Consider the following 22,141-nt stretch of genomic DNA (forward strand, 5'->3'; position numbering starts at 1 on the left):
ATATTTTGTGATTTGAATAAGCGAGTCTCTGATATGTCTGATTTTAATAGCCTGCCTTTGCAGGCAACTGGTAAGCCTCCTTATCTGCTGACGCCGGGGCCGATTACGACTACCGATACGGTTAAAGCTGCCATGCTACGTGACTGGGGCTCCTGGGATGGTGACTTCCGGCAGATGACCCGCCAACTGTGCGATCAGCTGCTGGACGTTGCTAATGCCAAAGAGAGCCATGTCTGTGTGCCGGTACAGGGCAGCGGGACTTTTGCTGTTGAGGCAACGCTGGGCACTCTGGTGCCGAAAGAGGGCAAGGTGCTGATATTGATGAATGGCGCTTACGGTAAGCGCTTAGTTCAGACGCTGGACTATCTGGGCCGTGACTACGTCACGCTGGATAAGGGTGACTATTTGCCCCCTATGCCGGATGAGGTGGAAAGTATCCTCAGGGCCGATGCCGAGATCACCCATGTAGCTGTGATTCACTGTGAAACCAGTTCCGGTATTCTCAACCCGGTGCCTGAAATTGCAGAGGTCGTTGTTCGACTGGGACGCCGTCTGATTATTGATTCCATGAGTGCCTTTGGTGCGATTCCGGTGGATGCGCAACGTCTGCCGTTTGATGCCCTGATCTCCTCCGCTAACAAATGTTTTGAAGGTGTACCGGGATTTGGTTTCAGTCTGATCCGTCGTTCTGCACTGGAGCAAAGCAAAGGTAATGCGCACTCACTGAGTCTGGATCTGTATGAGCAGTGGGCTTATCTGGAGAAAACCGGTCAGTGGCGTTTCACTCCACCAACCCATGTGGTGGCTGCTTTCCTGCAGGCGATGAAAGAACACGCTGAAGAGGGTGGGGTTGCCGGTCGTTTGGCCCGTTACAGTCGTAACCAGCTGCGTCTGGTAGCCGGTATGAAGGCTCTGGGTTTTCGTACTCTGCTGAATGAGAAATGGTTGTCACCAATCATTGTAACCTTCCTGTCGCCGCAACATGACAACTTTGATTTCAATACCTTCTATGACCGTATCAAAGCGAAGGGGTTTGTGATCTATCCCGGCAAACTGACTGTGGTGGACAGCTTCCGCCTGGGCTGTATCGGGCAGCTGTATGACGAACAGATCGATCAGGTACTGGTTGCTATTAAAGCGGTACTGGCAGAGATGCAGATCGAGAGCGGTCACGCGGAACTACCGGAAGAAAATGCCGTTACGGCGGCTTAATTTTTATCGTTGAATGACCACGTTTTAGTTAAGGATTTTTATATGTATCAGTTTACCCGTCGTTATATGGGGCCCCTGCAGGCTGTGATTATGGACTGGGCTGGCACCACGGTGGATTTTGGTTCCATGGCACCGATTCACGCGTTTTGCCGTTTGTTTGAACAGAACAAAACACCGATCACCGTTGCTGAGGCCCGGGCCCCTATGGGGGCAGAAAAGCGTGAGCATATCCGTCAGCTATGTGAGATGCCCCGTGTACGTGAAGCCTGGTTTACAGCCCACGGTGCCGAGCCAACCACTGCTGATATCGACCGCATGTACGAAGAGTTTGTCCCGCTGCAGATTGCTGCGATTGCTCAGTGTGGTCAGCTGATTCCGGGTCTTAAGGAGACGTTAGCCTGGTGTCGTGAGCAGGAGATCGCTATCGGTGCTAATACCGGTTACGCCGAGCGCATGATCGAAGGCCTGCTGGCTTCTGCCTCAGAGCAGGGCTACAAGCCGGACAGTAATGTCTGCGCGACTGATGTACCAAAAGGCCGCCCATATCCGCACATGGCACTGAAAAATGCTATTGAGCTGGAGGTTAGCGACGTGGCTGCCTGCGTTAAAATTGACGATACTCTGACCGGTATCGATGAAGGTTTGTCTGCCGGTATGTGGACCATCGGCGTGGCGGTCAGCGGTAACGAAGTGGGCCTGACCCTTGATGAGTGGCAGGCGCTGCCCGAAGAAGAGCAGCAGATACGTCGTCGTTCGGCCTATCAGCGCTTCTATCAGGCCGGTGCGCACTATGTTGTGGATTCTATCGCGGATGCGGTGCCTTGCCTGATGGAGATTCAGGAGCGTCTGGCAGCAGGGGATGCCCCTTGAGCCCGGAAGCTCTGATTCTGGTACTGATTTCAGCCTGCCTACATGCAGGCTGGAATCTGATCGGTAAGCAGCAATCGCCCAGCCAGGCATTCTTTGTGATCAGTACCTTCTTTGGGGTTCTGCTGCTCTCTCCCTGGTTATGGCTTAACCCCGTTGCTCTGCCGGATTGGAAGCACCCTTTTTGGCTATGGCTGATTTTTTCAGGCTTCTTTCAGGCGATCTATCTGACTGGATTGGCACGGGCTTATAAAAGCGGTGATCTGTCAGTATCGTACCCGCTCGCCAGGGCGCTGCCGGTTGTACTTGTGCCGCTTTGTTACAGCTTGTCGGAACAGGGCAGTCAAATCAGCAGCGGGCACTTTCCTGCTGTGATTCTGATTGTGGCCGGGGCTTTGCTATTACCTCTTAACCGACTAAGGGATTGGCATTGGCGGGCTTACCTGCAGCCATCCATTCTATTTGTACTTCTGGCTGCTGTCGGAACAACGGGCTACTCACTTGTTGATGCCCATGGTATCAACATTTTGCAGAAGGATGCGGGCATGAACCCTTACCAGGCCGGGGCAAGTTATGTGCTTTTACAGGGAATGACCTGCCTGTTATGGCTGGCTCCCTGGGCTATGTTCTATCAGGAAGAGCGCCGGCAGGCGTTTCGTCTGATCCAGGCACCAAAATGGATGATCTGGGCAGGGCTTTTTATCATGTTGACCTATCTGATGATTCTGGCCAGTTTTGCCTTGGTGGATGAGGCTAGCTTTGTCGTTGCTTTTCGGCAGATCAGTATTGTTTTAGGGGTTATTGCAGGTGTTGTTCTGCTCAAGGAGCAACTGAGCCGTTTAAGAGTGGTGTCGGTTAGTCTGATTTTTTTCGGTGTTGTGCTGATCAGTCTGTAATCACAGCAGGAGCACCGATCTTATCTGTTATTTCAGGGCGGAGATGTTTTCAGGGCGGAGATGTGAAGCAGACTCTTCAGCTTATGCCGCAGGGAGGCAGTTCAGCTCAGAATTTAGTTTTAATCCGGAATAGCTGAACTGCAATAGACACTGGGGCGAGCCAGTCAGTAATCGCTGTGGTTACGGGGATTCGGGTTGTCCCAGCGATCTTTACGCACATGATCGGCTTTAATACGAACCGCTTTTGGCTTTTGTGCCAGCTGTTGCAGGCTCATCCAAAGGCCGGTGCCGATTACCGCAGTTAAAATCAAAGAAACCATCATTTCTAAGGCCATAGGGAACTCTCCTGTACAACGCGCTAAAGTGGGTGGTTTTGCTTTAGCCGGATCATGTGTTACCCAACGCTAAGATCGGGGGTATAAATACTGTGTACACTTTGAGACTAACCCATAGGGAAATAGTTGCCAACTAAATGCTGTTTTTTCTTACTGTTTTACGTGACTTCTTAATGACACTGTTTATTGGCGGCGGGTGGTTATCATAAAAAAAGCGCCCACAGAGGGGCGCTAAAGGATACGTCGATTGGTAGAGTCAGGATTAGAAGGTTACATTCGCTGAGAACCAGAAGTTACGTGATTTATCTTTGTTGTTGTAATCATCGTAGTAGATTGGCTCGTAAGTTCCGTCACCATTATCCTCAAAAGCGACTGACTGGCTGGTAAAGTCCTGATCCAACAAGTTGTTAACACGGCCCGTTAGAGTCAGGTTATCCATAGCCTGCCAGGCGGCACCCAGGTGCAGTACTTCATAGCTTTTGAAGTAAATGTCACCATCGTCAGTACTCTCGTCGAAGCGTTTACTGCGGGCTTCCATTGACAGGAACACATTCAGGTCATCGCGGGCCATCCAGTCCAGCGTGGCATTCGCCATATGCTTGGCTGTGCCGGTCAGAGGCTGGCCTTTATCTGCGCCGCTATTTTGCTCACTGTCGGTATAGGTGTAGTTTGCGCGAACAGAGAGTGTCGGCATAATCTCATAGCTACCGGCAAGCTCAAGTCCTTTAATGGTGGCTTTATCAATATTCACTTTCTTAGAAAACTCGTCGTAGCCTAAGTCTGCCCAACCGTTACCGATATCGGCGCAAGGCTCAACACCTCCGGTTGCCTCACAGCTGCTCAGGTCACCTTGGCTCGCAATTTTGTCTTTAAAATTGTTTTGGAAGAGTGTGGCGTTAAAGCTGTGACGTTTAACCGGGTGTTGCCAATAAACAGCAACTTCGGAGCTAACACTGGTTTCCGGTTCAAGATCCGGTGTACCAACAAATGGCTTGGTACCCTGGCCACCGAAACCTACAATACCTGGGAAAAGGTCGGTTGTTTTAGGTGTTTTATAACCGGTACTGACGCCACCTTTAACGGTCCAGCTGTCAGCCAGTGCGTAGACACCATAAAGGCGGGGGCTGAACTGGCCACCAAAGGTTTCATGGTCGTCGTAACGCAGGCCTGCGGTCAGAACAAAGTCGTTGGTAATAGCCCAGTTATCCTCTGCGAACAGAGACCACATGTTGTGTTCCTGTACTTCCCCGGCTTTATATTCGTCGCCATACATTCCAAAAACGCCATCTTCCAGCTCACCGCGAATCACCTGGAAACCGGTAATAACCTGGTGGTCGCCTAAAGGAATATCCAGTTTGCCATCTAATGTGTATTGACGGCTTTCCATTGGGCGGTCCGGGCGAGGCAGGTACTTCTCACCGGATAGTGTCTGTAGCTCTGCTTTTGATATGCCTGCATAGGGGTTGTCCGCAGTGGCTGTACCCTTGGCTGCAGCGTACATAAGATCCATATCCGCACGCTGTTCTGCGGTTAACGGGAGTGTCCGGCCATCATTGGTTGTGCTAAGACTGGAGAAGTTCACCAGACTCATGATGTCACCCCAGTGACCTTCATGGCTCAGGGCCCATTCCTCCCGATTAAACTCTTGTTCATCTTTGTAGCCAGCGCGAGGGGAGCTGTCTTTATACCAGAGGCGATCAATGCTATCGACGGTACCAACCTGACTACCTTCGTTATCGTAAACCTGTTTAGAGGCATCATAATCAAAGGTTAGCCTATGGTTATCATCAGGGGTAAAGATCAGACTCAGACCACCGGCTTTATTGGTGTTATCAACGGTTTTCCCGCCACTGCCATATCCCAGCTCCCGCTCATGAACGGTGCCGGATGGATCGGTGACATCAGCATAGTCCGGGGTTGAGGATTCTTTGTCATAGATGCTTCCGCGAAGCCCCATCATCAGCTTACCAGGTACAACAGGGCCCATGAAGGAGAAGTCCAGGGTTGTGTCATCACCGTAGTCATCGTTGGTTTGAACGGTGCGGCTAGCTGTAATAGAGCCAGACCATTTCTCAGCATCACGTTTGGTGATCACGTTGATCACACCGCCCATGGCATCAGCACCATAAAGGGTAGAGGCCGGGCCACGAATAACTTCGATGCGCTCAATTGAGTCCAAAGGTGGGATATGGTTAAACTGGTTGCCACCAAAGTTATTGGGGTAGATGTCACCGTGGTTATTCTGACGACGGCCATTGATCAGAATCAGAGTGTAATCAGATCCCATGCCGCGCATGGAGATACTGCCCTGACCGGTTTTATCCCGGGTTTCACCAACGTCAACACCTTCCAGGTCTTTTACTGCATCCAGAAGTGTTGTGTATGGACGGGAACGAAGCTGCTCTTCGGTTATGACCGAAATACTGGCCGGTGCATCGGTGAGTTTCTGTTCAAAACCTGCAGCGGTAACCACCACAGAATCCATATTCACCTGATCTTCAGCGTGAACGACCGCAGCAATCGCTGCACTCAGTCCGAGTAAAACAGGACGAAAAATAGTCTTCATTCGTTAGCCCCTATCTGTTTCTTTAGACCGGACAGTAGTGAGTCCTGCCCAGTTTGTGAGTGTATTAACGTGGGGCGGAAGGTTAATGCCTTTGTAAATAAAAAACATTATCATTTACATTCTTTACATATAGCAGACGGTAGCAGGGGGCAAGCCTGTTAACTTTTCTTTATTTTTCTGTATCAGTATCAGGCGGATAGCAGGTTTTCAGGGAGGGCCGACCGTTAAGAACTGTAAGGATCTGCCGGATAGCAGTGATTGAATTGTAAGCTGGGTGGCAGTGATTGAATTGTAAATAGTGGCAAGGGACAATAGATGACATATTGTCAGCGCATGTCGCTCGCGGACGAGGCATATCAATGAGTTTATCAGCCCAGAGGCTTTTCTATGCAGTATGAGATTATCCCGGTTACCGGTTTTCAGCAGAATTGCACATTATTATGGTGTGATCGTACAAGTGACGCAGCGGTGATCGATCCGGGGGGCGATCTGGAACATATTTTGGCGCGGGTTGATGCTCTACAGCTTAGATTGACACAAATCTGGCTGACCCATGGTCACATTGATCATGCTGGTGGTACCGGTGAATTAGCTGCAAAACTGAATTTGCCAATTATCGGCCCCCATAAAGATGACGAATTCTGGATTGACGGGCTTGCCCAACAGAGCCAGATGTTTGGCTTTCCTGTGGCGCAGCCCTTTACACCAACTCGCTGGCTTAATGATGGGGATAGACTTGAATTGGGCGATGAACGCTTTCAGGTGCTTCATTGTCCCGGTCATACTCCGGGGCATGTGGTATTTTTCCATGAAGGAGCCCGATTAGCCCAGGTGGGTGATGTTTTATTTAAGGGGTCGATTGGTCGAACGGACTTTCCCAAAGGTAATCATGACGATCTGATTCAGTCGATCCGTGAGAAGCTGTTCCCTCTGGGGGATGATATTCAGTTTATTCCCGGTCATGGCCCTATGTCGACTTTTGGCCAGGAGCGCAAGAGTAATCCTTTCTGTAGTGATCCTAATTTTGGCTAGAAAATCAGTTTAAGAGCTTAAGTACAGCGGTTGTAGCTGTATTATTGCTTCCGATTAACTTTTGGTTTTGATAATCATTATCAAGCACATATAATAACCCACACTTTTGTACTGTTGAGGTGGGTGATGAACGCTAAATTTGATCCGCATATTCCAGAAAGTGATAAACATGATGCTGGTCGCAGTGCTTCGTTAGCCTGCAGAGTGCTGCTGGTCGAGGATGATGACGAGGTCAGCAGCCTGGTTCAGGCATCCTTGCAGCAGCAGGGCTACACTGTTGATCTTTGCTGTGATGGTGAAGCTGGTCTGGATGCGGCTTTGTCCGGATTGCATCAGGTGATCTTGCTGGATGTCATGCTGCCAGGATTGGATGGCTTAAGTTTACTGAATCGTTTGCGTGCCGGTGAGAAGGATACACCTGTCATTCTGTTATCTGCCCTGGGTGAAGAGCAGGATAGAATCCGTGGTTTTCATTCCGGTGCGGATGATTACCTGCCAAAGCCCTTTAGCATGCAGGAGCTGATGCTTCGTATTCAGGTTCTTTTGCGTCGCTGTTATGCCGCTGCATCACCGGACGATAATGCTGAATTGTCTGATGGCTATCTGCAGTTATGCAAAAAAGAGAAGCGCGCCTGGGTGCGTAATGTTGCTGGTGAGTCCCTTAAAAAGCTGGATCTGACACCGGTTGAATTTGAGCTGCTTTGGCTTCTGCTGAAACAGAAAGATGAGGTGCTTAGCAGGCCATATCTTTATCAGTTGGTACTTAATCGCTCTTTCAGCCGTTATGACCGCAGTCTCGATATGCATATCAGTAATTTGCGCAACAAAATTCGTCGTTATTTACCGGATGCGGGTCTGATTCAGACGGTACGTGGCCAGGGATATCGTTACTGATGAGTCGGCGTCTTTATGTACTGCTGGTACTGGGGATCTGTCTGGGTACCCTTCTGTTATTTGCAGCAATGCACAAAGCTGAAGATTTAATTTCACGCCACCTGACCCGTATCAAACCAGAGCATCAGCAGGTGCTGTCTGATTATGCCCGGCGCGCCAGCGAGTTCTACCAGGCGCGCAACGAGGAAGGTATGCACCGCCTGATTGCTGAAATCAATGAAAAGCATGATACCTGGGCGGCCGTCATTACGCCTAAACTGAATGCTACACTGGGCACCCATGTACCGGAAGAGTATCTCGGAGGGCTTAGCTTTCAGCGGAAGCTGGATTGGCCCGTGCACACAGTTTGGCGTGAAGTGCTGATTGGTATTCCCTTTAAAGATCATGCTGCGAGTCTGGTGTTACGCCTGCCGGAAAGTATGCACCCAAGGCCTAATCTTGCCCTATGGCATATTGGCCTTGTTTGGGTGTTACCGTTGAGTGTGCTCTTCTTTTTTACCCATTGGCTCTATCGGCACCTGATACGCCCCATCAATATTCTGAAAACAGCGGCTAAGGATCTGGCTTTTAAAGAGTTTGTGCAGCCGGTACGTCCTCAGCTTGGCAGACGCCAGGATGAACTGGCCGTATTGGCAACGTCTTTTGATGAGATGGCAGAGCGGATTCAGCTACTGGTCAGTTCTCAACGACAGCTGATTGGCGACCTTTCCCATGAGCTAAGAACTCCGCTGGCGCGTATGAGACTGGTGCAAGGGAGTGATTGGCCTGATGAGCTGAAACGCGCCAAAATTGATAAGGAGATCAGCCTGATAAACCAGCTGATTGATGATGCCATGACACTGGCTTGGCTGGACAATGAGCAGCGCCGAAATCTGCCGGAACATCTGCAGGAAGAAGTAAAGCTGGATCAGCTGCTTGATGTTATCTGTGATGATGCTGAATTTGAGTTCGAGAGTAAATTATCCGGCAGCGTTATTAAGCGTCATTATGCAAAGGATCTCCTGTTAACCCGAAGCAATACGCTGGCTCTGAGCCAAAGTCTTGAAAATATCATTCGTAATGGCCTGATTCACAGCCCTGAAGGTTGTGGGCTGACCGTTTGTGTTGAGCCCGGCCCCGAGTACTTTGTTATTCAGGTTCTGGATCAGGGTGTAGGGGTTCCTGAGGCTCAGTTGGAAAAGATTTTTCATCCCTTTTTTAGACTGGATAAGGCACGTGCCAGGCAGCAGGGTGGTTTTGGTTTAGGTCTTGCGATTGCCCGTAAGCAGGTCAGCCGTTTAGGTGGCAGCCTGAAAGCAGAGAACTATCCCGGAGCCGGACTTATGGTCTCTTTGCTGTTGCCCCGTTGATCTGATTGTTGTGAATAGCGTCTGGGTTTGTAATCAGGCGCTTTATGACCAGGCGTTAGCGGTCTGTATTAAGGTAAAGAGTGTAAATTTCGTTTTCCCCGTTTGAATTTCACAGCACAATAACCTTATTGATAATTGTTATCAGTCGTATGACGTTTTCTGTCTGCTCTCAAAGCTGGCAGTGGATGGTTGTGCCTGATGTTAAATTCTAAGGTTTTTTTGTGCTGGACAAACTTGCTGCTCTGTTTCCTGCCCGCACGGTGCGGGTGATCCATATCTACAGCTCCATGATGATGCTTTTCATCATGCTGTTTTTCACAATCACAGGTATCACATTGAATCACCCTGACTGGTTTCGTTCTTCAGAGCCCGCTCAGTTAATTGAAGCGGATATCCCGCAAGGTTTACTGGATCAGGCGCAACAAACGCTGGATCTTCATGGGGATGAATCGGATCAGGTTGATGCCTTGCAGCTGGCGGTGCCGTTGCTGGGCTGGATTCGGGATCAATATCAGGTCAGGGGACAGGAGTTAAGCCTGGACTGGGATGCTGACGAAGCCTTTCTGGTTGCAGATATACAGCAACCGGGGGGGTATAGCATTGCTGAGTTTGATCTTGCTGGCGGCGCTATGATTCTGGAACGTAAAGATGCCAGCCTGGTGCATCAGCTGAATGATCTGCATAAAGGGCGCAATACCGGAGATCTGTGGCGGGGGTTTATCGATTTCTCTGCTGTGATATTGCTGCTGTTTACACTGAGTGGCTTCTGGTTGCTGCTGCCGCAAAAGAAGCGGCGTCGCAGGGCCTTTTCTGTCAGTGGTGTTGGGTTAGTGCTGTTTCTTTTTCTTTACTGGCACACCCTGTAACCAGGTTTAAGATTTTGAATAAGGTTGTTTTTTTATATTGGCCTCTGGGGGGCGATAAATGATGAATCAAGGTGCTTCGTTGCGAGGTTTGATGCGCGTACCTGCAGGTTTTGCCGCAGGTGTTTGTCTGCTGGTTGCCCTTGTGCAGCCTGTTCAGGCACAGGAAGACGCTCTACAGATCAGCTTTAGCTTGCCGGAGATTAAGACAGGGCAGTATCAGCGACCTTATACCGCTGTCTGGATAGAAACCTCCCGCGGGAAAGCCGTAAAAACATTAGCGGTGTGGCATGGCGATAAAAAATGGCTGAAGGATCTTCGCCGCTGGTGGCGTAAAACAGGGCGTTACCAGGAAGGTGATATTGATGGTGCAACAGGAGCAACCCGTGGCCCTGGTGACTATCAGCTGGTTTGGGATGGTACTGACAGTAAAGGCAATGCTGTTGCACCGGGTGAGTACCAGCTTGTGTTAGAAGCTTCACGGGAACATGGCAGTCGCAGCCTGATGAAGCAGAAATTCACCTTGCCCGACAGCAGTACGCATTATCGTGTTAAAGCAGGTAAAGAGCTGGGTGCTGTTGACGTCATCCAACCATAAATTAAGTACATAAAGGAAGGTATATCATGTTGAAATCAACCCTGAAAAGCTGGAGCAGAAAAGCTGCTCTGGCCACGGCTATGGTCTTGGGTGTCAGTTCTCTGGCGCAGGCTCATCCTATGTGGCTGCTGCCCCATGAGTACAACCTTTCCGGTGAAAAGCCGGAATGGATCACCGTTGATGCCTCTGCGTCACATACGATCTTCAGCCCTGACAAAGCTTTGGGTCTGGATCGTATCTCGATTTTTACTCCGGAAGGCGGTAAGCAACGCCTGGGTAGCTATTTCAAGGGGCATCGCCGCAGTGTCTTTGACCTGGAAATTGATCAGCCTGGCACCTGGAAAATGGAGCTGAAACGTCCAACGGTTTATTTCACTTTCTATACGAATAAACGTGGCGCTAAAAAGCGTATTTTTGCTGATAAGCAGGAAGCTCAGGCACAACTGCCTAAAGGTGCTGAGGATGTTGTGACAAAACAGTTTAATGTCAGCACAGTAGCCTACATCACATGGCAGGCACCGGATGAAAAAGTTCTGGAACTGACCGGTAAAGGTCTTGAGATTGCAGGGCCTACTCACCCCAGTGATGTGGTAGCCGGTGATGAAGTGAATTTTCAGTTTTTTGTTGATGGCCAGCCAGCGAAAGACGTTGAGATTGAGTTGACACCGCATAATACCAAATACCGCAATGACCGCATGATGCAGAAACTGAAAACCGATAGTGAGGGTATGCTGAGCTTTACCCCTGAAATCGTGGGGCCTTGGTATCTGACGGCAAAAGTTGATCATAAACGTCAATCTGAGCGTGCTGATAGCGAAAGCTCTTTACTTTATATGACGTTTGACGCCCAGTTACCTTAGGAATAACAAGATGAACGCTGTAACGAAAGCTCTGTTTTTGGTGGTGGTGGGCCTGCTGAGTCAAACTGTGCAGGCGCATTTTCCAATCATGACCTGTGAGCTGGAAAACGGAATGATTCGATGCGAAACCGGTTTCAGCGATGGCAGTCTGACTGTGAATAAGCCTGTGACGGTGCTCGATTATGATGACGAGGTCTTGTTGCAGCTGAAAACCGATTCGGCATCTGCTGTGGAGTTTTCTGCACCTGAAGGCGAATATTACATTCGCTTTGATTCCGGCCACGAACAACCGGTAGAGATCGACTATGACGAACTCTGACTCTGCTTCGGACCGTTCTGTAACAAAGGCTGAGGCCGGTATGGTTCAGCAGGTCCACCCTCTGAACGGTCAGAGGGAAACCCGTTGGGCGCTACTGGTTTTGCTGGTTATTCTGCTGATTAGTGGTATAGGCGTCTGGATGAATCAGGCGCCGGTATCACCGGTCGTTTCTCACCTCAGTCTGAATACCGACCAGAAAGCACTTCTCACTCAGCTAAGTAGTGCTGCCAGTGAGATCCGTTTTATCGCTGAGGGTGAGACCGGTGCCACCTCGGGTCAGATTGCATGGCCGGATACTGAAACACTGGAGGGCTTTCTGATCCCTCCATTTTCTGATGAAGCCGGTGCGTCGCTGTACGACTGGAGCAGCCCTGAAGGGGGCTGTTACTTGGGCGTGTCAGTCAAAGGCCATAGCTATTTTATGCTGCTGATGAATGATGACCTTACATCGCCAGCCCAGATCTACAGCCGCTCTTCGCCACCCAGTTCCGATCCTTGTCATCTGACGGATCAATGGCAACACCAACTATCAGAATTTTAGCCGAACGCAGATGTTCGGCAGGAGCCTTGTTGTGTCTCTCTTATCTGCTTTACACGTCTATCCTTTCCTGAATCGCCTGAAAATCAGGGGGAGCTGGCTTATTTTGCTGGCTCTTTCGTTTCTGTCGGCAGGTGTTGATGCCGCAGAAAAACGTCTTCAGATCGGCATCGCATTGCATCCTTATTACAGCTATGTTGCTCATGTTGTTGGTGACAGGGCAGATATTCTTCCGCTGGTTGAAGCAGGTTTTAATCCACACAGTTATGAGCTGCAGCCATCTGATCTGAATCGCCTGATGAAGATGGATGCTTTGGTTCTGAACGGAATCGGTCACGATGAGTTTGCTGTTCAGGCTGTAGAAAAACTGATGCACAGTCAGCCGGTGTTGAAAGAGCGGTTAACGCTGATCTATGCCAATAAGAATGTACCTTTACTGGCAGCGGCAAACACCCGGAACGCCTGGAATCCACACACTTTTGTTTCTATTGATGCTGCGATTCGACAGGTCTATACCATCGCTCGGGAGTTAGGCTTACTTGATCCGGATAATGCCCGCTATTTCCAGAAAAATGCGTTGCTCTATGCCCGGTCATTACGTCAGCTGAAGAATCATTATCTCAGGTCTTTCAAGGGTAAAGATCTGAGTGGTATCCGCATTGCCAGTACCCATAATGCCTACGGTTATTTTCTGCAGGAGTTTGGTATTGGCATTGATACGGTTATCGAGCCAGCCCACGGCGTTGAACCCAGTGCAACGCAACTGCAGAAAACCATTGAACGTATCCGAAAAGCTAACGTTAATCTGCTGTTTACGGAGCTGGATATGGATAACCGCTATGTGAAAACCATCGAAGCGGCTACCGGAGTTCGCCTATACCATTTTTCTCATATGACCCATGGGGAGTTTGAAAAAGATAAGGTCTATCGGGAGATGGAGCAAAATCTCAAAACCCTGACTGAGGCGCTTAATAAGGCATTGGAACTGCAATCTGCAGCGACCCAGGTCTCGATCTCTCCTGAATCCACTAAGTCTGAGGTGTTGTGATGAATGCATTAACGGCATCTGACGTTTCTGTTAACAGTGATCCAAAGGTTAGCGGTAAGCCAGAAATTAATAGGGGGAAGCCAGAGATTAATAGTCCTCCTAAGATTAAATCAGGACCGGCGCTTCATCTGGATCAGCTTAGCCTCAGCTTTGGGGATAACATGCTGTTTAATCCGGTCAGTATGACACTGACGGCTGGTCAGCTGCATATGTTGACCGGTGCCAATGGTGCCGGTAAATCTTCACTGCTTAAATGCCTGGCGGGACTGATGCCGCACCAGGGCGAAATCTGTTGGTTATGGCCTGAAAACAGTTCCGATCAAGTAGACAAAGTAGCCTATATCCCTCAGTTAGAAGCCTTTGATGCGACATTGCCGATCACTGTGGAAGACTATCTTCTGGCCAGTATTCAGCCGCGTATCTTTTTTCGTAAGCCACCGGTTAAAGAGCAGCAACGTCTTGAACAGCTTTTGAGCCGTGTCGGCCTTGAGCAAAAGCGCAACCGAAAAATCGGCCAGCTCTCCGGTGGGGAGCGTCAGCGGCTTTTGTTTGCCCGGGCATTAGCCCAGGACGCTACACTTTGGTTTCTTGATGAGCCCATGAACGGTCTGGATCAGGAAGCACAGGGACAAATTCTGCAATTAATTCTGCAACTAAAAGCACAGGGCTGCACCTTGGTTATGGTGCATCATGATATTGAGTTTGTTACAGCGCATGCGGATCAGGAGGTTCGGATATGCGATGGCAATATCATGGTGGTTACTCCTGCTCCTGTTGACGATGGTTTGGTAGTGCCTCTTGGAGTCGCACAGATATGATAATGCAACAATGGCTGGCTTCCGGTGTTGAGCAGGGCTGGCTACCGGAAATATTTCAGTACCCTTTTGTCACCTATGCATTGATTGCGGCTGTGATGGTTGGTCCTTTGTTAGGCGCTTTGGGTACGCTGGTGGTGGTTAAGCGTTTAGCCTTTTTTTCAGAAGCGGTGGGCCATGGCGCTTTGACCGGCGTTGCCGTCGGCATTCTGCTCGGAGAACCGGCGACACAGCCGATCGCTGCGTTGTTTGGCTTCTGTCTGAGCTTTGCATTGATTCTGCATTGGGTCAAAAGCCGGACACAGGTTCCCTATGATGCACTGGTTGGCGTGTTTCTGGCCTTTGCCATCGCCCTGGGTGCCGCTCTGCTGCTCTACGTCGCCAAAGTGGTGAATGTCCATATTCTGGAAAATGTACTCTTTGGTTCTATCCTGACGGTCACGCCGAACGATCTGATTCTGCTGGGGCTTATCAGCCTTGTTAGCTGGGTTATGATCTGGCGCTATGGCAATCAGGCCCTGATGTCGGCTCTGCAGCCTGAGTTGGCACGGGTTCAGGGGGCGGGGGGGCGACGAGCCCGTGTTACCTTGCTGGATTACGGGTTTGTGCTGCTGATCGCTTTAATCACGGTGGCGGCGGTAAAAATTATCGGTGCCGTTTTGGTGGGGGCTCTGTTGTTGATCCCGGCGACAACAGCGCGCTTGATCAGCCATAACTTGCGGGGCTTTTTTATTCGCACACTTCTCATCTCCACGGGAAGTTGTGTGGCTGGGGTTGTGCTGCCAATGGCTCTTGAGATTCCTATTCCATCCGGGGCCGCTATTGTTTTATTGGCGAGTAGTCTCTTCCTTGTGGTCGTCCTGTTGCGCCAGTTAGGCTGGCTGCAAACTCAGGCGAATGGTTAGTTATTGCTTTTATTGTCTTTTACTGGAGAGCTCTGTATGCCCGGTACTCTGAAAAAAATATCACTATCTTCAGATAAAAACACCTTCTTCCATCGAAGGATGCAGAGCTTGCTGCCTACGCTTTTGGTACTAGTGTTGGTTCTGGGGACACTGTTATTAGTGTTGAGCCGTACTGTAGCTGCAGCGCCTGATTCTTCTTCTGGTGATGAGTCTGAGCCGGAATCTTTAGCCACGGTATTGCCCGCAGCGCATTTATTAAGTAAGTCCCTTTTGGCCGGAACAGGGGTGCGGGTGGACTACCTCCCAGCCAAGCGTTATCCGGTGAGCCGGATACGTTACTGGATCGATAAGAAATTATCCGAGGCATTACCGGGTCTGCCAAGTTATCGTGCAGTTGTTGAAACGGCATCTATCTGGCCGGAAGGCTCTGTGTATGCAAATCTGCGACAGCGTAATATTGCGGTTATCCCTGTTGATATGGCGATACAGCTTAAGCCGGATGGTGCCCGTATCAGTCGTGCGGCGGGGGATTCAGCACTGGATTTTTTCTGGTTAAATCCGGCTAATTTGAAAGTGATGGTGAGTATTCTGTCCGAGGACTTCAGCCGCATCTGGCCGGAGCATCAGCCGTTAATTCATCAGAACCAACAGCGTGCACTAGAACAGATCACCGGGTTTGCTCTCAAGCTGGATGATATGCTCTGGCAACAGGGCTGGGATGGAGTTTGTAGTGATGATAGCGCCCTGTACCCTATGTTACAGAGCTTAAGTCTGCCGATGTTGGCGGAGGACAAAACGGATGACCTTGATGGTTTTCGTTGTTTGTGGATTGAAGAAGGTAAAAAAGCTTCAGCTGAGCCAAATTTATGGGTCGTTAACGGACTGAATCGATTTGAGAGTGGGTCTCTAGCTGACTGGTTAGAGGTTAACCTGAATAAGTTGCAACAGGTTCAGTAGCTGATCCGGATTCAATGCTGATCTTATGAAGGATTTTTGTTTAAAGCTAATCCCGCCGAAACCTTACTGATTGACTGATCAGTAGGGTTCCGGGAGGATCGGGAGTTAGCCGTTGCTAATGGTTGAATGTTATTTTAACGCTCTGTCATGGGATGGAAATGTGGCCTGGTGTCACATTAGGCGAAGTGTCACAGAGACAATTTGTCGCAATAATCAGATACAGGGTTAACAGATATCATTCAATACAGGGGCTGTTCCGGCCATATAAGCCAGAGAGCCAGCAAGCCAGGAATCACACTGGCAAGTACTGTTCCCGCCAAATCTTTCCACCGGGGCCGTTTAGCCTTTTTATGGCTAGCAGATGGCCACTTAATCAGTAAAGGCAGTGCCAGCAAAAGAAGCGCCCATACGCTGACATCTGCGTAGTAGTGCGCATAAGCCAGTACCATTAGCCAGACAGCCAATGAACCCCGTGCAATCAATAATGGTATCTGCGGTTCTGTTTTGAGCATTAGAGCCATAAGCCAGACGGCACCTAGTGCCGCACAGATCCCGCCGATCATCTGAGCCAGCGATAGCGAGCTTGAGATACCGGTTACCAGGGCTGACATTGTCATCATAACGATCAGGCTGACCGGAAAGCGGAAGCTGTTGTGCTGACGTTCTGCAGCCATCAAGGTGATACCTGCAACCAGTAAACCACCGATGGCGTGACTTATGATTTCAACCAGTGACATTCGACCCACAATAGGTTGAGCGACGACTGCAAAGCTGAGTACCAGAGCAACGCCAAAACCTGCCATACGAATATTCTGTGGCGTGCGCATCGCCAGAGTTGGAATGAGAGGCATCAATAGCAGCCAATCCATCGCCTGACGGGGTGGGAAGTTCCAACGGGTGTGAATACCCTGGGCGGCTGTCAGCCAGGCCAGCCAGATCACCAGAGGTGCCAGCCAGTATGCGGTTTTGACTTTGCCGGACTTTGCCAGCTTAAAGAGGATAAAACTGATCACCAGTGCTGCCAGCATTGGATAAATGACAATCGGCAATAGCATCATCAGCGGGGAAACGGATTCACCGTACATACTTGGGTGTCCTTGTTGGAGTGCAAAGTCAATGTCTGCACTTAAGATCGGTATGACTGAGAAGCTTTAGTAGTCCAAAGCAGAGAAAGCGCCCTTGAGCGCTTTCGGTTCATATAGCCCTATTGGCTGATCTGCGTAAGCGTTATTTGCGGATACCTTCGATGAAGAGCTCAACTTTAATCTCGTCACCGATACCGCCCATCATCTGGTCAACACCAAACTCAGAACGTTTAATGGTCGTTGTACCATTGAAGCCACTGCGGTAGTTACCCCATGGATCTTTGCCTTCGCCAATTTTGACGATATTCAGATCAACAGTCTTGGTGATACCGTGCAGGCTTAACTCGCCCGTTAGGACACCTTGAGTTGCGTTCCCTTGGTAACCGGTAGATGTGAAAGTGATTTCCGGGTACTGCTTGGTATCCAGGAAGTCAGGGCTCTTGATATGTTTATCACGGGCTTCATGGTTAGAGTCCAAGCTGTCCGCATCAATCGTTACAGTGATACTGGATGCCGAAGGGGTTTTCTCATCGTAGCTGTACTCGCCTTCCATTGAGTTAAAGCGCACGACGGTCTCACTGAAACCCAAATGGTTGATTTTAAAAAGGATTGCAGTGTGAGCCGGGTCAACCTTGTAGTCTGCGGCAAAAGCAGAGCCGGAAATCAGTGCAGCAGACAGCAGTACAGGTTTAATCAAAGATTTAATCATGGTCTTGATTCCGTTTTTCCTAAGTCAGTCTCAGGTGTATTCATTGAGGCAGCCAGCTTTGTTCAGCTACGCCGCGATTGATGAACTCATTGTAGATGTGTTGGATTGCCATGATAATAGGTATTAAATGCTATTCACTGTTTCTTTTTAGTTGACAATCTTATGGCTAAATAAATGTCCTATTGCGTTTATTTACGTTTTAAGCCGATTGTCTGGTGCTGTTGCTGGTTAGGAAAGAGTATGGATAAATATACAGCTATGCAGGTTTATTGCCGTGTTGTTGAGTTGGAAAGCTTTGCTGCCACGGGGCGTAGCCTGGGTATATCTACTGCTATGGTGAGTAAACATATCGCAGCCCTTGAGAAAGAGCTGGGCATTCGCCTGCTGAATCGTACCACCCGTCGGGTCAACCCCACCGATGAAGGTATCTATTACTATAATCGGTGTCGGACGCTGCTGAGTGAGATCGATGAGCTGGAATCTTCGGTTACCCAGCAGGGACATGATCCAAGAGGACTGTTGCGGCTGACCGCTCCTATGGATTTTACCCTGTTGCATCTGATTGAGCCGATTCAGGCATTTCAGAAAGCGTACCCTCTGGTTCGGATCGAGCTGGAGCTGGATGACCGCCAACGTAACCTGACCGCTGACAACTTTGATGTTGCTATCCGTATTGCCAATCTGGCCGATTCCAGCCTGGTCGCCCGCAAGCTGACCCAGTGCCGGGGCGGTGTCTATGCCTCACCGGAATACCTGAAAGAGAATGGTACACCGGCATCACTCCAGGATCTGCAGCAGCACCGTTGTTTACTGTATACCTACCTGACTCAGGACAGAAATTACTGGGTGTTTCTCGATAAAGATGGCCAGCGGCAGAAGGTACGAGTGAACTGGACACTGGCCGCAAATAATGGCCGTGCCCTATGTGAAGCCGCAGCCCAGGGGATGGGGATTATTCAGCAGCCGGACTTTATAGCAGCCCCTTTTGTTAAAGAGGGACGACTGATCCAACTGTTTGAGGATTATCCCAGGTACGACCTTAATGTATATGCGGTTTATCAGCATCGTCAGTTTCTGCCTGTCCGCATTGCGGCCTTTGTTGATTTTCTGCGGGACTACTTTGAGGGGTATAAACGCTGGTAGGTAGCACTCCTGTTTTTGGCTAACTACTCTTCTCCGAGGAAGCCGCCGGTCTGGTGCGCCCAAAGTTGAGCATAGATGCCGCCTTGCTCAATCAGTTCAGCGTGGCTGCCCTGCTCCACAACCTCACCTTTATCAAGTACGACTAAGCGATCCAGGGCGGCGATAGTGGATAGGCGGTGGGCGATGGCGATCACGGTTTTACCTTCCATCAGGGCGTAGAGACTAGCCTGAATAGCTGCTTCTACTTCAGAGTCCAGCGCTGAAGTGGCTTCATCCAGTAGCAGAATCGGAGCATCTTTCAGCAGTACCCGGGCGATGGCGATACGCTGGCGCTGACCACCGGAAAGTTTTACACCCCGTTCACCCACATGGGCATCATATCCCTTGCGGCCTTTTGGGTCTGTTAGGCTAAGAATAAACTCGTGGGCTTCAGCCTTTTTTGCTGCAGCTATCATCTCTTCTTCGCTGGCATCCGGGCGACCGTAAAGAATGTTGTCCCTTACCGAGCGATGCAACAGGGAGGTGTCCTGGGTCACCATACCGATCTGGGCGCGCAGACTGTCCTGAGTGACCTCGCGAACATCCTGACCGTCCACCCTGATCTGGCCGGATTCAACATCGAAAAAGCGCATCAGCAGATTCACCAGCGTTGATTTTCCGGCACCGGAGCGACCCACAAGACCCACTTTTTCCCCGGGCCGGATATTCAGGTTCAGCTGGGGAATTACAGGCTTGTCCTCGCCATAGTGGAAGACCACATCCTGATAATCGATGCCCCCGTTATCCACGGTCAGACGTTTGGCTTCTGGCTTATCCTGCACCTGCAGAGGTTTGGACAGGGTGTTCATGCCGTCCACGGCAGTACCGATATTCTCAAACAGGGCGCTGATCTCCCACATGACCCAATGGGACATGCCATTAAGGCGCAGCGCCAGGGCGATAGAGATCGCAATTGCACCGACACCTACCAGCTCTTCCATCCAAAGCCAGATTGATAATGCGGCGATGGAAAAGGCTAACAGGTGGTTGATACTTTGCACCCAGAAATTCAGCCAGGTCACCAGACGCATCTGTTGATAAACCGTACCGATAAACTGATCCATGCCTTCACGGGCAAACTCCGCCTCACGATTGGTGTGGGAGAAGAGTTTTACTGTGGCGATATTCGTGTAGGAATCGACAATACGGCCACTCATCAGCGAGCGTGCATCGGCCTGCTCTGTAGAGATCGCTTTCAGCTTGGGCACAAAGTAAACCTGAACTGAAATATAGAGTGCTAACCAGATCAGCACCGGCATCATCAGCCGCCAGTCCGCTTGAGCCACCAGTACCAGCATAGCAATAAAGGAAACTGCAATATAAACCAGTACATTCAACAGCTTCATAACAGATTCACGTACTGCCAGAGCAGTCTGCATCACCTTAGTGGCGATACGGCCGGCAAAGTCGTTGGAATAGAAAGAAACACTCTGCTTCAGTAGGTAGCGATGGGCCTGCCAGCGAATGACCATCGGAAAGTTTCCCAACAGACTCTGGTGTATCACCAGTGAGTGCAAAAGACCTGTTAATGGCAGGGCGACCAGGGGCACCAGTGCCATCCAAAATAGGGTCGAGGCTTCCTGTTCCAGAAAGGTTTTCGGGTCCTGGGCCGACAGCCAGTCTACCAACTGACCCATAAAGCCAAACAGGGTCACTTCCAGCACGGCAACCCCTGCGGTCAGCACGGCCATAAGAATCAGCGGTAGGCCCATACCCTTGGTGTAATGCAAAATAAACTGCAGAAGTTTCGCGGGTGGTTGTTGAGGCTCTTCTACAGGAAAAGCAGAAATCAGGCGTTCAAAAAATGCAAACATAGCCGTACTCGTGTTGAACTGGTTTCAGGTACTCAGATTGTCGGCCCAGACCTTTGGGCGGGTCTTCAGCGACCTGGGAAGGGTTCGTGCATGATAGAGTAATCGGAAAGACATTCCAGCCTAAAAGAGAGAATCCTTTAGTCTGTAGGGGGAAAAAATTAATCGGCCATACACACTTATGAAATTGTTCATAGTTGCAATGATGAAGTATGCGATGTAACAACAATGTGAGATATACAAAGGGGCATATTTGGATGAAAAGCAGAAAAAGATTCGATTCAGACTTTTGTCTGGGACACACTTCTGTATAATTCGCGGCCGTCATACCGGAAGGCTGAGGTAAAGCAAGTAAGGCTTTTTAATGTACTTGCTTACTTATCAACAGCCCCGCAGTGCAGCCGCTGTCCACAAAAGATATCAACAGCGGATGCTCTTGCTTTTCGGTTGTAAACGTTCACTTGGGTTCCCTCACCCCAATCAATAAAAAGGTAACACTCATGAGTGCATTCTCGCCTGCCCAACAGCGCAAAGCGCTAACCTGGTTGGTGGCTTTCCATCTGCTGGTTATTATTTCCAGTAACTATCTGGTTCAAATACCCTTTACTCTATTTGGTTTCCATACCACCTGGGGTGCGTTCAGTTTTCCCTTTATCTTTCTGGCTACCGATCTGACCGTGCGGATTTTCGGGGCACCGATGGCGCGTAAGATCATCTTTAAAGTGATGCTGCCGGCACTATTGGCTTCTTATGTCTTATCCGTACTCTTCTTTGAGGGGGCGTTTCAGGGCTTTGCTCAGCTAAGTGAGTTCAACCTGTTTGTCGCTCGAATCGCCATTGCAAGCTTTATGGCGTATGTGTTGGGACAGATTCTGGATGTCCATGTTTTTAACCGCCTGCGTCGGGCAGGGCCGTGGTGGGTCGCACCTACTTTGTCTACCATTCTGGGAAATGCTCTGGATACACTGGCTTTCTTCTCCATTGCGTTTTATAAAAGCCCGGATGCCTTTATGGCGGCTAACTGGGTTGAGATAGCCACTCTGGATTATCTGTTTAAAATTGTTATCTCCCTTGTGCTGTTTATTCCTCTTTACGGCGTATTGCTCAATACCCTGAGTCGTAAGCTGACTCAGGTTGGTGATGAGCTGAAAACACAGCAGGCGCTTTAATCGTCGATTGCTACAGAGAAAGAACTGAGGGGTTCCGAAAGCGGCTTAACGCAGGTTAAGCCGCTTTTTTTGTGTTTGCCATTGAAGCAGGCTGACAATTATCAGAGCTAAAAATAGCGCTGCTATACTTT

22 protein-coding genes are annotated in these 22,141 nt (G+C 49.8%); 17 read left to right on the forward strand and 5 right to left on the reverse strand.

Translation table 11 applies throughout. The features are described 5' to 3' along the window. The first annotated feature begins 33 nt into the window (after window positions 1–33). The 3 genes from BTA35_RS12065 to BTA35_RS12075 are packed head-to-tail and all read left to right on the forward strand — an operon-like array spanning window position 34 to window position 2,975. Window positions 34–1,212 carry a 2-aminoethylphosphonate--pyruvate transaminase gene (locus BTA35_RS12065; protein WP_078320070.1) on the forward strand — a complete coding sequence of 393 codons (1,179 nt, stop codon included), beginning with the start codon at window positions 34–36 and terminating at the stop codon, window positions 1,210–1,212. Between the two features lie 42 nt (window positions 1,213–1,254). Then, a complete protein-coding gene (phnX, locus tag BTA35_RS12070) occupies window positions 1,255–2,082 on the forward strand; it encodes a phosphonoacetaldehyde hydrolase (protein WP_078320071.1) in 828 nt (275 codons plus the stop codon). Further along, on the forward strand, window positions 2,079–2,975 hold the full coding sequence (locus BTA35_RS12075) for an EamA family transporter (protein ID WP_078320072.1): 897 nt from the start codon (window positions 2,079–2,081) through the stop codon (window positions 2,973–2,975). The genes phnX and BTA35_RS12075 overlap by 4 nt, the downstream gene beginning before the upstream one ends. Before the next feature lie 164 nt (window positions 2,976–3,139). On the opposite strand, the gene BTA35_RS17935 is transcribed toward BTA35_RS12075, so the two are convergent. Together BTA35_RS17935 and BTA35_RS12080 are read right to left on the reverse strand one after the other, a co-directional pair. Further along, complete coding sequence (locus BTA35_RS17935; protein ID WP_160055210.1) at window positions 3,140–3,310, reverse strand: hypothetical protein; 171 nt, start codon at window positions 3,308–3,310, stop codon at window positions 3,140–3,142. A 262-nt stretch (window positions 3,311–3,572) separates the two neighbouring features. Continuing rightward, complete coding sequence (locus tag BTA35_RS12080) at window positions 3,573–5,876, reverse strand: TonB-dependent receptor domain-containing protein (protein ID WP_078320073.1); 2,304 nt, start codon at window positions 5,874–5,876, stop codon at window positions 3,573–3,575. 387 nt (window positions 5,877–6,263) lie between these two features. Between BTA35_RS12080 and BTA35_RS12085 the strand changes: the two genes are divergently transcribed. The 12 genes from BTA35_RS12085 to BTA35_RS12140 all read left to right on the forward strand — a co-directional run bounded on the left by BTA35_RS12085 (window position 6,264) and on the right by BTA35_RS12140 (window position 16,054). Then, window positions 6,264–6,908 (forward strand): MBL fold metallo-hydrolase, encoded by a 645-nt coding sequence (locus BTA35_RS12085; protein ID WP_078320074.1) that lies wholly within the window; start codon window positions 6,264–6,266, stop codon window positions 6,906–6,908. 126 nt (window positions 6,909–7,034) lie between these two features. Then, window positions 7,035–7,802, forward strand: a complete 768-nt coding sequence (locus BTA35_RS12090) for a response regulator transcription factor (RefSeq protein ID WP_078320075.1) — start codon at window positions 7,035–7,037, stop codon at window positions 7,800–7,802. After that, window positions 7,802–9,151 carry a histidine kinase sensor domain-containing protein gene (locus tag BTA35_RS12095; protein ID WP_078320076.1) on the forward strand — a complete coding sequence of 450 codons (1,350 nt, stop codon included), beginning with the start codon at window positions 7,802–7,804 and terminating at the stop codon, window positions 9,149–9,151. Before BTA35_RS12090 ends, BTA35_RS12095 begins: the two co-directional genes overlap by 1 nt. 221 nt (window positions 9,152–9,372) lie before the next feature. Continuing rightward, the gene (locus BTA35_RS12100) at window positions 9,373–10,017 is read left to right on the forward strand and encodes a PepSY-associated TM helix domain-containing protein (RefSeq protein ID WP_078320077.1); all 645 of its coding nucleotides are present in this window, start codon (window positions 9,373–9,375) and stop codon (window positions 10,015–10,017) included. A gap of 58 nt (window positions 10,018–10,075) precedes the next feature. Beyond that, entirely contained in the window at window positions 10,076–10,612 is a 537-nt protein-coding gene (locus BTA35_RS12105; RefSeq protein ID WP_103989731.1) for a DUF2271 domain-containing protein, read from the forward strand. Window positions 10,613–10,638: 26 nt separating this feature from the next. After that, on the forward strand, window positions 10,639–11,472 hold the full coding sequence (locus BTA35_RS12110; RefSeq protein WP_078320078.1) for a DUF4198 domain-containing protein: 834 nt from the start codon (window positions 10,639–10,641) through the stop codon (window positions 11,470–11,472). Window positions 11,473–11,482: 10 nt separating this feature from the next. After that, the gene (locus tag BTA35_RS12115) at window positions 11,483–11,791 is read left to right on the forward strand and encodes a hypothetical protein (RefSeq protein WP_078320079.1); all 309 of its coding nucleotides are present in this window, start codon (window positions 11,483–11,485) and stop codon (window positions 11,789–11,791) included. Beyond that, a complete protein-coding gene (locus tag BTA35_RS12120) occupies window positions 11,778–12,332 on the forward strand; it encodes a DUF6162 family protein (RefSeq protein WP_078320080.1) in 555 nt (184 codons plus the stop codon). Before BTA35_RS12115 ends, BTA35_RS12120 begins: the two co-directional genes overlap by 14 nt. 31 nt (window positions 12,333–12,363) lie before the next feature. Then, window positions 12,364–13,377 carry a metal ABC transporter solute-binding protein, Zn/Mn family gene (locus BTA35_RS12125; RefSeq protein WP_238377584.1) on the forward strand — a complete coding sequence of 338 codons (1,014 nt, stop codon included), beginning with the start codon at window positions 12,364–12,366 and terminating at the stop codon, window positions 13,375–13,377. Then, a complete protein-coding gene (locus tag BTA35_RS12130; RefSeq protein ID WP_078320082.1) occupies window positions 13,377–14,195 on the forward strand; it encodes a metal ABC transporter ATP-binding protein in 819 nt (272 codons plus the stop codon). Before BTA35_RS12125 ends, BTA35_RS12130 begins: the two co-directional genes overlap by 1 nt. Next, window positions 14,192–15,097: a metal ABC transporter permease gene (locus BTA35_RS12135; RefSeq protein ID WP_078320083.1), complete on the forward strand. Its 906-nt coding sequence runs from the start codon at window positions 14,192–14,194 to the stop codon at window positions 15,095–15,097. The genes BTA35_RS12130 and BTA35_RS12135 overlap by 4 nt, the downstream gene beginning before the upstream one ends. 36 nt (window positions 15,098–15,133) lie before the next feature. Beyond that, a complete protein-coding gene (locus BTA35_RS12140) occupies window positions 15,134–16,054 on the forward strand; it encodes a metal ABC transporter substrate-binding protein (RefSeq protein WP_139363661.1) in 921 nt (306 codons plus the stop codon). Between the two features lie 239 nt (window positions 16,055–16,293). On the opposite strand, the gene BTA35_RS12145 is transcribed toward BTA35_RS12140, so the two are convergent. Both BTA35_RS12145 and BTA35_RS12150 read right to left on the reverse strand, forming a co-directional pair. Further along, window positions 16,294–17,139 carry a hypothetical protein gene (locus tag BTA35_RS12145; RefSeq protein ID WP_078320085.1) on the reverse strand — a complete coding sequence of 282 codons (846 nt, stop codon included), beginning with the start codon at window positions 17,137–17,139 and terminating at the stop codon, window positions 16,294–16,296. A 142-nt stretch (window positions 17,140–17,281) separates the two neighbouring features. Next, window positions 17,282–17,848, reverse strand: coding sequence for a YceI family protein (locus BTA35_RS12150; RefSeq protein ID WP_078320086.1), 567 nt, complete (start codon window positions 17,846–17,848; stop codon window positions 17,282–17,284). A gap of 240 nt (window positions 17,849–18,088) precedes the next feature. Between BTA35_RS12150 and BTA35_RS12155 the strand changes: the two genes are divergently transcribed. Further along, window positions 18,089–18,991 (forward strand): LysR family transcriptional regulator, encoded by a 903-nt coding sequence (locus tag BTA35_RS12155; RefSeq protein WP_160055207.1) that lies wholly within the window; start codon window positions 18,089–18,091, stop codon window positions 18,989–18,991. A gap of 23 nt (window positions 18,992–19,014) precedes the next feature. On the opposite strand, the gene BTA35_RS12160 is transcribed toward BTA35_RS12155, so the two are convergent. Then, a complete protein-coding gene (locus BTA35_RS12160) occupies window positions 19,015–20,844 on the reverse strand; it encodes an ABC transporter ATP-binding protein (RefSeq protein ID WP_078320088.1) in 1,830 nt (609 codons plus the stop codon). Between the two features lie 497 nt (window positions 20,845–21,341). Between BTA35_RS12160 and BTA35_RS12165 the strand changes: the two genes are divergently transcribed. Next, window positions 21,342–22,010 carry a 7-cyano-7-deazaguanine/7-aminomethyl-7-deazaguanine transporter gene (locus tag BTA35_RS12165; protein WP_078320089.1) on the forward strand — a complete coding sequence of 223 codons (669 nt, stop codon included), beginning with the start codon at window positions 21,342–21,344 and terminating at the stop codon, window positions 22,008–22,010. The last annotated feature ends 131 nt before the right edge of the window (window positions 22,011–22,141 follow it).

Source organism: Oceanospirillum linum, from assembly GCF_001995095.2.
Lineage (GTDB): Bacteria > Pseudomonadota > Gammaproteobacteria > Pseudomonadales > Halomonadaceae > Oceanospirillum > Oceanospirillum linum.